This is a genomic window from Mesorhizobium sp. P5_C1, from assembly GCF_054049815.1.
On sequence record NZ_JBFULQ010000251.1, the window covers coordinates 1 to 7,892 of the forward strand.

10 protein-coding genes and 2 tRNA genes are annotated in these 7,892 nt (G+C 62.9%); 4 read left to right on the plus strand and 8 right to left on the minus strand.

Going from position 1 to position 7,892, the window contains the following annotated elements; genetic code table 11:
• Positions 1-73: 73 nt before the first annotated feature.
• The 3 genes from ACXJ7R_RS19155 to ACXJ7R_RS19165 all read right to left on the minus strand — a co-directional run bounded on the left by ACXJ7R_RS19155 (position 74) and on the right by ACXJ7R_RS19165 (position 1,067).
• The gene (locus ACXJ7R_RS19155) at positions 74-502 is read right to left on the minus strand and encodes a hypothetical protein (RefSeq protein WP_457153216.1); all 429 of its coding nucleotides are present in this window, start codon (positions 500-502) and stop codon (positions 74-76) included.
• 136 nt (positions 503-638) lie between these two features.
• A tRNA-Arg gene (locus ACXJ7R_RS19160) sits at positions 639-715 on the minus strand.
• 46 nt (positions 716-761) lie between these two features.
• Positions 762-1,067 (minus strand): ETC complex I subunit, encoded by a 306-nt coding sequence (locus ACXJ7R_RS19165; protein WP_457153217.1) that lies wholly within the window; start codon positions 1,065-1,067, stop codon positions 762-764.
• Between the two features lie 123 nt (positions 1,068-1,190).
• Between ACXJ7R_RS19165 and ACXJ7R_RS19170 the strand changes: the two genes are divergently transcribed.
• A tRNA-Pro gene (locus ACXJ7R_RS19170) sits at positions 1,191-1,267 on the plus strand.
• 92 nt (positions 1,268-1,359) lie between these two features.
• Here ACXJ7R_RS19170 and hdaA read toward each other — a convergent pair.
• From hdaA to ACXJ7R_RS19190, 4 genes are all read right to left on the minus strand, one after another.
• Positions 1,360-2,064 (minus strand): DnaA regulatory inactivator HdaA, encoded by a 705-nt coding sequence (gene hdaA / locus ACXJ7R_RS19175; protein ID WP_457153218.1) that lies wholly within the window; start codon positions 2,062-2,064, stop codon positions 1,360-1,362.
• Positions 2,065-2,111: 47 nt separating this feature from the next.
• The gene (locus ACXJ7R_RS19180) at positions 2,112-3,317 is read right to left on the minus strand and encodes an AI-2E family transporter (RefSeq protein WP_457153219.1); all 1,206 of its coding nucleotides are present in this window, start codon (positions 3,315-3,317) and stop codon (positions 2,112-2,114) included.
• A complete protein-coding gene (locus tag ACXJ7R_RS19185; RefSeq protein ID WP_457153220.1) occupies positions 3,289-3,846 on the minus strand; it encodes a CDP-alcohol phosphatidyltransferase family protein in 558 nt (185 codons plus the stop codon). The genes ACXJ7R_RS19180 and ACXJ7R_RS19185 overlap by 29 nt, the downstream gene beginning before the upstream one ends.
• Positions 3,847-3,976: 130 nt before the next feature.
• Entirely contained in the window at positions 3,977-4,966 is a 990-nt protein-coding gene (locus tag ACXJ7R_RS19190; protein ID WP_457153221.1) for a methyltransferase, read from the minus strand.
• 281 nt (positions 4,967-5,247) lie between these two features.
• On the opposite strand from ACXJ7R_RS19190, the gene purM reads away from it, so the two are divergent.
• The 3 genes from purM to ACXJ7R_RS19205 are packed head-to-tail and all read left to right on the plus strand — an operon-like array spanning position 5,248 to position 7,547.
• The gene (purM, locus tag ACXJ7R_RS19195) at positions 5,248-6,312 is read left to right on the plus strand and encodes a phosphoribosylformylglycinamidine cyclo-ligase (RefSeq protein ID WP_457153222.1); all 1,065 of its coding nucleotides are present in this window, start codon (positions 5,248-5,250) and stop codon (positions 6,310-6,312) included.
• Entirely contained in the window at positions 6,309-7,022 is a 714-nt protein-coding gene (gene purN / locus ACXJ7R_RS19200; RefSeq protein ID WP_457153223.1) for a phosphoribosylglycinamide formyltransferase, read from the plus strand. The genes purM and purN overlap by 4 nt, the downstream gene beginning before the upstream one ends.
• A gap of 15 nt (positions 7,023-7,037) precedes the next feature.
• Complete coding sequence (locus ACXJ7R_RS19205) at positions 7,038-7,547, plus strand: SixA phosphatase family protein (protein WP_457153224.1); 510 nt, start codon at positions 7,038-7,040, stop codon at positions 7,545-7,547.
• Positions 7,548-7,594: 47 nt separating this feature from the next.
• Here ACXJ7R_RS19205 and ACXJ7R_RS19210 read toward each other — a convergent pair whose 3' ends face one another.
• Positions 7,595-7,834 carry a DUF680 domain-containing protein gene (locus ACXJ7R_RS19210; RefSeq protein WP_457153225.1) on the minus strand — a complete coding sequence of 80 codons (240 nt, stop codon included), beginning with the start codon at positions 7,832-7,834 and terminating at the stop codon, positions 7,595-7,597.
• Positions 7,835-7,892 lie beyond the last annotated feature (58 nt).

Consider the following 7,892-nt stretch of genomic DNA (forward strand, 5'->3'; position numbering starts at 1 on the left):
GGATAGTAGTGATTGTTCGCCGAATTGAAAACGGTAAACCGCGTGATGCCCGCTGCCTCACGGTGGCGGGCTTTCACTGTTCGGGAGAATAATCCTCGGGGCGCATCAGCTTAGGCGAGGAGAACCACAGATCCTTGAAGGCGATCATCGTCGGCGTCCATGGCTCCCACTTGTCCATCGCCCGCAAGATGAACAGGCCGGCCTCGAATGCGACCAAGGCCCTGGTTTCTTCGGGTCTGTCATGCTTGAGCCAGTCGCGCGTCTCGTTGAGACGCCTTATCCAATCCTTGTTTTTCTCCACTGGGCGAGTTGGGTTGTCCCGAATGCTGACCCAAAGGCCGCCCTCTTTGTGGGGCCTCATATCTTCCGCAGCTCCGGCCAAAGTTATCGTAAGAGCGAATTGGCCAGCATGGAAGGCAGCAATAGCCCCCTCTATCTGTTGAACCGCTGCCTCCTGCTTGGTCACGGTGAAAACACGATAGAAAGGGCGTGTCTCTCTCATTGCTGCTTCCCTAAAGAATTGGCACCAGCGGCGGGCTTTTTGATGACAGGTGCTGACACCGTGCTGACACAGCAGAACCTCGCACTAGCACCCTGTCATCGTGCCGTCTAATTTCGTAATCATTTCAGCGGTTTATTGGCGATCCCGACAGGATTCGAACCTGTGACCWTCGGCTTAGAAGGCYGGTGCTCTATCCAGCTGAGCTACGGGACCGCTGGCCGGCCGCCGGGCCGGCTGATTACTTGACGCTGGCCGCCGGTCAATGCGTCCAGGGCGTCCTGCGGTCATAGCGGAAATTCTCGGCATAGGAAATCTGGCGGCGCTTGGTCTCTTTCGGCTCCTCGACGCGGAAGGCGAATCCTTCCTTTTCGGCGTAGGCCACCGCTTCTTCCCTCGTATCAAAGGTGAGCCTGATCTGGCTCCTCATGTCTCCCGACGTGGTGTAGCCCATCAAGGGGTCGATCTTCTTGCGCATCTCGGGGTCGAATTCCAGCACCCAATGGYCGGTCTTGGCCTTGCCGGACTGCATCGCGGTTTTGGCTGGGCTGAAAATGCGCGCGGACATGGCCACCTCGTTATTGTGCAAGGCAGCATCGCCACCCTGCGTCGTCATTACTGCGCAATGCGCAACACGGCAAGGTTTTTGCACTTGCCATGCAACACCGAAATGAATAGGCAACAGACCGTTCGGAGTGTAGCGCAGCCTGGTAGCGCATCTGGTTTGGGACCAGAGGGTCGGGAGTTCGAATCTCTCCACTCCGACCATCCTCTCATCGACATGCAATGTCGGCGCCGCTGGTGCAACGAACGGTACGTTGCGCCGATCCCGGTTATGGGCCTTGCCCCATTGGGAAATCCTAGATCTCGAACTCGCCCTGCCCCTCGTCCATGGCGCTGACGGTTTCGGCCGCCAATGCCCGCGTGATCGGCGTCTTGCGCTCGAGCGCTGTGCGGTCCAGCCGTTCCACCACACGCATCGCGGTCGCCAGCGAGCGCTCGATGCGGCGGACCAGATACTGCACGACATGCGGCTCGACCTCGACCTGGCGGTCGGCGAACAGCTTGGTGATGACGCCGGCGAGCAGGACGTCGTCAGGCTCATGGATCTCGACCGTCGCCGCCGCCTTCAGCCGCGAGGCCAGATCAGGCAGCGCAACACCCCAAGCCGAGGGAAAGCGGCGCGCCGTCAACAACAGCGTCGAGCCCGCACCACGCACCGCATTGATCAGATGGAACAGGCCTTGCTCGTCCACCGCGCCGGTATCGACATCGTCGATCAGTGCCGGCCGGGCGCCGAGATTGGCGATGCTGTCACCGATACGCCTGGCGTCGACCATCACCGCGTTGGCGCGCGCGCGCCAGATCGAAGCCAGATGCGTCTTGCCGGAGCCGGCGGGACCGGCCAGCACCACGACCGGCGAGGGCCAGTCCGGCCAACGGTCGACCAAAGCCACCGCTTGCGCATTGGTGCCGGAGACGACGAGGTCGTCACGCGAATAGCCGGTGCCATGGCCGAGATCGAGTGGCAATTGGCGCGGCGGGTCGGCTTTCTGGTCGCTCATACGGACTCAGCCATGCGGCCCGGCAAGGAACCTGGTCACCGGCCGAATCATGGCTTGATGGCCTTGCGCCGATCGGCCGGGAGCTCCGGCGCGGTGCTGCCGTGGCCCTTGTAGAGCGGCGATTCCAGATAACGGGCTATGGCAAACCGCACCAGCACGGCAACTGCCGCCGAAGCCGGCACGGCAATCAGCAGGCCGACGAAGCCGAACAGCGCGCCGAAGGCAAACAGCGAGAACATCAGCCATACCGGATGCAGGCCGACGCTCTTGCCGACCAGCCGTGGCTGCAGGATGTTACCCTCGATGAACTGGCCGATGAAAAACACCACCGCGACGGCGACGATCATCGTCCAGTCCGGCCAGAACTGGACGAAGGCGACGCCGACGGCCAGCACCAGTCCGGTGAGCGAGCCGACATAGGGGATGAAGGAGATCAGCCCGGCGAACAGGCCGATAAGAATGCCGAAATTCAGCCCGGTCAGCGTCAGCCCGGTGGCGTACATGGCGCCCAGCACTAGGCACAGCGTGCCCTGGCCGCGCACGAAGCCGGCTGTTGCGGTGTTGATCTCCTTGGCGATCGCGCGCACCGTCGCGACATTGTCGCGCGGCACCCAGCTGTCGATGACCGCAACCATGCGGTCCCAGTCGAGCAGCATGTAGAAGGCAACCACCGGCGTCACCACGAACAGGCTGACCACCGAGACCAGCGCCACGCCGGAACTCCAGATCGAGGTGAAGACCGTGGTGAGCAGGCCGAAGCCGGAGGTCAGCAGCGAATTCAGCCCGTCGCGCAAGCTATTGGCGTTGACGCCGAATTTCTGTTCCAGCCATTTCGGATCATATGACGTGATCAGACTTTGCAGCCGGGTCAGATATTCCGGCAATTTGCCGGCGAAATCGGCCATCTGCGTCGCCAGCACGGGAATGAGGACGACGAAGGCCAGCACCAGCACGATGAGGAAGGTGATGAGGATGACCACCGTCGCCATGAAGCGTGACAGGCCGAGCCGCTGCAACCGGTCGGCGACCGGATCGAGGAAATAGGCAAGCACCATGCCAGCAACGAAGGGCAACAAGATGGCACTGAAGACATAGAGGAAAAGTGCGAGCACGGCCGCGCCGGCCAGCCAGAAGAAGATCTGCCGGCGGAAGGTGGATGATGCGGCGAGATCGGCAGCCGCAGCCTCGATCACCGCAGCCTCTCTCTCAACTGCCGCTTCTCTCTCAGATGCCCGGATTGGAGCCTTCGCCATAGCCGCTCATATGCCTCAGCCAAGCCACGAGATAGGCCGCGGCCGAAGCCACGGTCAAGACCCCGGACAGCAATATGAGGGCTGGCCGCAGAGGGTCGAGGTGAACGGCAAGGGCAAGTTCGCCCAGCACAACCGCCGCCAGCACGATCTGGCTAGCGGTGTTGGCCTTCGACACGAAAAGCGGCTTCATCTCGACTGGATGGGCCATGACCGACGACAACACAACGGCGCAGACGATCAGCGCGTCTCGCGACACCATGGTGACGACCAGCCACAGCGGCAATTGCCCGATGAAGCCCAGGACGACGAAGACCGAAACCAGCAGCAGCTTGTCGGCAATCGGATCGAGATAGGCGCCGAGCATGGACTGCTGATTGAAACGACGGGCGATGAAGCCGTCGACGCCATCCGAAATGCCGGCAATGAGGAGGCCGGCAAAGGCCCAGTCCCAGCGCGCCTGCAGCATCGCCAACACCACCGCTGGCACCAGAACCAGGCGCAGGATGGTGATCAGGTTGGGGATGGTCAAATGCGCGCCTGTCGGGTTTGCATGCTGATAGATGATGGGAGACGGAGGGGATCGCAAGGGAGAAGCRCCACCCATAGCAAAGGTAGCTGGACGGCGAGGCACCGCGACTGCTCACATTGATATTCTCTGGTTAGGCTGCAGACGCCTCAAGGATGGAAATGGGTCCTCGGGTCTGAATCACTCGCTCAAGGCGTAGCCCAGCGACGTCGAACAAGCTTGCATATTGGACCTGCGTCCTCTCCAGGCCGCCAGTGACGGCGAGCATGACCACGTCGATACCCTTGATCTGGTTCGGTTCGTCACCTGGCGGCACGAGGGTCTCGGCCACAAGCACCTTTCCGTTCGGCAACATTGCCTTGCGGCAATTTCGCAGGATCTCCGCGGCACGCCCATCGTCCCAATCGTGAACGACCTTCTTGATGACGTAGACGTCACCGGTGGGAACGCTTTCAAAGAAATCACCTGCGATAAATTCGGTGCGCGGCAGGTCGCCTCCGGCACCCTGGCGGGCTGCCGCGACGCCCGAAGGCGGATCGAAAAGCACGCCGCTCAAATGGGGGTTGCGGGCCAGGATCGCCGAGAGAAGCTGACCATGTCCGCCGCCAACGTCGACGATCCGTGTGAACGGCCTGAAGTCATAAGCTTCGGCAACGGCCTCGTTACTGCCTTGGCTCAAGGCGATCATTGCACGCTGAAACAAGGCAGCCTGCTCCGGGTGTTCCGACAGCCAGTCAAACCTTGGGCTCCCGAACACCTTATCGAAGGCTGGCTTTCCGGTGCGGACAGAATGCAGGAGCTGCTCGAAGGCAAGATAGGCCTCACCGTTGATCATGCGGACGAAGTCACGGGGACCCGGCTTATCGGAGCGCAGCGCGGCGCCAACCTCCGTCAATTCGAAATGACGGGGCAGTACTTCCCTAAAGACGCCTTCCGGCGCGAGAAGTCGCATTACACGATAAAGCGCGTCAGCATCCGACTGAGTGGCAGCCGCAAGTTTATCCACCGACTGCTCGTTGACAGCCAGGAGATCGGGGATGCCGAGTTCGATAATTACGCGCAACGCCTGTGACACGGCGAATCCAAAGCCTAGCCTCATGATCTGTTGCGACGGATTGGGCATGGCCTGTCCCCGGATGCCTGATGCGAAGCAACAGAGCACCAACAACAGACAGACACAAGGATGCAAAGGGGTGAAGGCGCAGACGGAGGTACGGGGTTTTGCCTCCGATAAAAAGCAAGGACAGCGGGGATTTCACACAAGGGGGCGCCACCGCCGCCGAAAAACCCGCTCTCCACGCTTTTTATCGGGGCAAAACTTCGGCATCCCACCGTCATCCTTGCGGGGCGAAGCCGTTCATGCGAAGAGCCCGCAAACGAAACAACGATGAGCAAGCGCCAGAAATGAGCAAGCGCAAGAACGGGCTCACCTATGCCGAGGCTGGCGTCGATATCGATGCCGGCAATCTGATGGTCGAGAAGATCAAGCCGCTGGTGCGCGCCACACGCAGGCCGGGCGCCGACGGCGAGATTGGCGGCTTTGGTGGCCTGTTCGACCTCAAGGCGGCCGGTTTCACCGATCCGGTGCTGGTCGCCGCCAATGACGGCGTCGGCACCAAGCTCAAGATCGCCATCGATGCCGGCAAGCACGACACGATCGGCATCGATCTCGTCGCCATGTGCGTCAACGACCTCGTCGTGCAAGGTGCCGAACCGCTGTTCTTCCTCGACTATTTCGCCACCGGCAAGCTCGATCCCGACCAGGGTGCCGCGATCGTCGGCGGCATTGCCGCGGGCTGCCGGCAGGCGGGCTGCGCGCTGATCGGCGGCGAGACGGCGGAAATGCCCGGCATGTATCACGGCAACGACTACGACCTCGCCGGCTTTGCGGTGGGCGCGGCCGAACGCGGCCAGCTGTTGCCGACCGACGACATCGTCGAAGGCGATGTGCTGCTTGGGCTCGCCTCCTCGGGCCTGCATTCGAACGGATTTTCGCTGGTGCGCCGCATCGTCGGCGTCAGCGGGCTCGCCTGGAGCGATCCGGCGCCGTTCAATGACGAGGCGACGTTGGCCGAGGCGCTGCTCGAGCCGACCCGCATCTACGTCAAGTCGATTCTCAAGGCCATACGCGGCACGCATGGCATCAAGGCGCTGGCCCACATCACCGGCGGCGGCTTCCCCGAAAACATTCCACGCGTGCTGCCCAAGGATTTTTCGGCCGAGCTCGACCTCGAGGCGATCGACGTCCCCGCGGTGTTCTCGTGGCTGGCCAGGACCGGCGGTGTCGCGCCGGAAGAGATGATGCGCACCTTCAATTGCGGCATCGGCATGATTTTGGCGGTCGCTTCCGGCCAGGCAGCGCAGGTCGCCGCCGTGCTGCAGGAAGCCGGTGAGACAGTGACGCCGATCGGCCGCATCGTGCCGCGCCGCGATGCCGGCGTCATCTACCGGGGCTCGATCGGCCTATGAGCGCGCAGAGGAAACGCACCGTTGTCCTGATCTCGGGGCGCGGCTCCAACATGACCGCGCTGATCGCGGCGGCCAGCGACCCGGCCTTCCCCGCCGAGATCGTCGGCGTCATTTCCGACAAGGCCGACGCCGCCGGCCTTGGTGTCGCCAAGGCGCGCGGTATCGCCACACAGATCATTCCCCGCGCCAACCATGGTAGCAAGCAGGCGCATGACGCGGCGATCGATGCGGCACTTGCAGCATTCAATGCCGAGATCGTCGCGCTGGCCGGCTACATGCGCATCCTCACCCCCGGTTTCGTCCAGAAATGGCAGGGCCGCATGATCAACATCCACCCTGCCCTGCTGCCGGCGTTCAAGGGGCTCGACACCCATGCGCGCGCGCTGGCCGCCGGCATGCGCATCCACGGCTGCACGGTTCATTTCGTCACGTCCGAAATGGACGACGGCCCGATCATCGCGCAGGCGGCCGTGCCAGTGATGGTCGGCGACAGCGCGGATGCACTGGCCGCCCGTGTGCTGAAGGCCGAGCACCAGCTCTATCCGCTGGCGCTTGGGCTGGTCGCAGAGGGCAAGGCGCGCATGGCAGCCGGCCGTACTGTGCTGGCCCACTTTGCCGACGATGCCGACAATGCCACCTCGGTGGTGATGGCGCCCGACCCACTGCGCGAGGAAGCCGACCTCGAGCAATTGGCGCGGATAACCCCCTAAGCCGGATAGATGGGGATGAAACAGCTTCTCCTGCTTCGCCACGCCAAGTCGAGCTGGGACGATCCGGGTCTCGCTGATTTCGATCGGCCGCTCGCCGGGCGCGGGTTGAAGGCCGCCAAGCTGATGGGGCGCGAGCTTGCGGCGCGCGACTGGCTGCCGGACCTGGCACTGGTGTCGACGGCGCTGCGAACCCGCGACACCTGGCGGCTGGTTGCGGCGGAGTTGCCTGCGCACACGCGGGTCACCTTCGCCGATGTGCTCTATGATGCGTCGGCAGCGGATATTCTGAGCCAGTTGCGGCAGGCCGACGCTTCTAGCAGAAGCTTGCTGGTGGTTGGCCACAATCCGGGGCTGGACGATCTGGCAAACCAGCTTGCCTCGCCGGAGTCGGAGGCCAAGGCGCGCAAGAGGCTCGAGGAAAAGTTCCCCACTGCAGCCCTTGCGCGCTTCGTCTTCGAGGGAGATTGGTCGGGCCTGTCCTCGGCCCGGCTCACTCACTGTCTGCGACCGAGGGATGTAGGCTAGAACCCGGTGCCGGGCAGGCGCGGCCGGCCACCGCACCGCCGCGGACATCAGTTGCCCCAGATGCCCTGGCCAGATTCGGGCAAGTCGATTGTGGCTTTCGTCTTGGTATCGGCAGCCTTGTACCCAGCCATATCCGTGTTGTTGACCGCGCCGGTAACGGCATGATCGACGCCGGCAACCGGGGCAACCGTCTGGTTGGCATTGTCGGAGCCATAGTGGTCGCTGGCGGCGAAAGCGCTGCCGGTGGCAACGAGGATGGCGGTGGCGGCGAGGGCAATCCTGTTCATTTTCAAGTCTCCTGGTTCTTGGGTTGGGCGGCGTCTTGGGAGGACGGTTCCGCTAAGG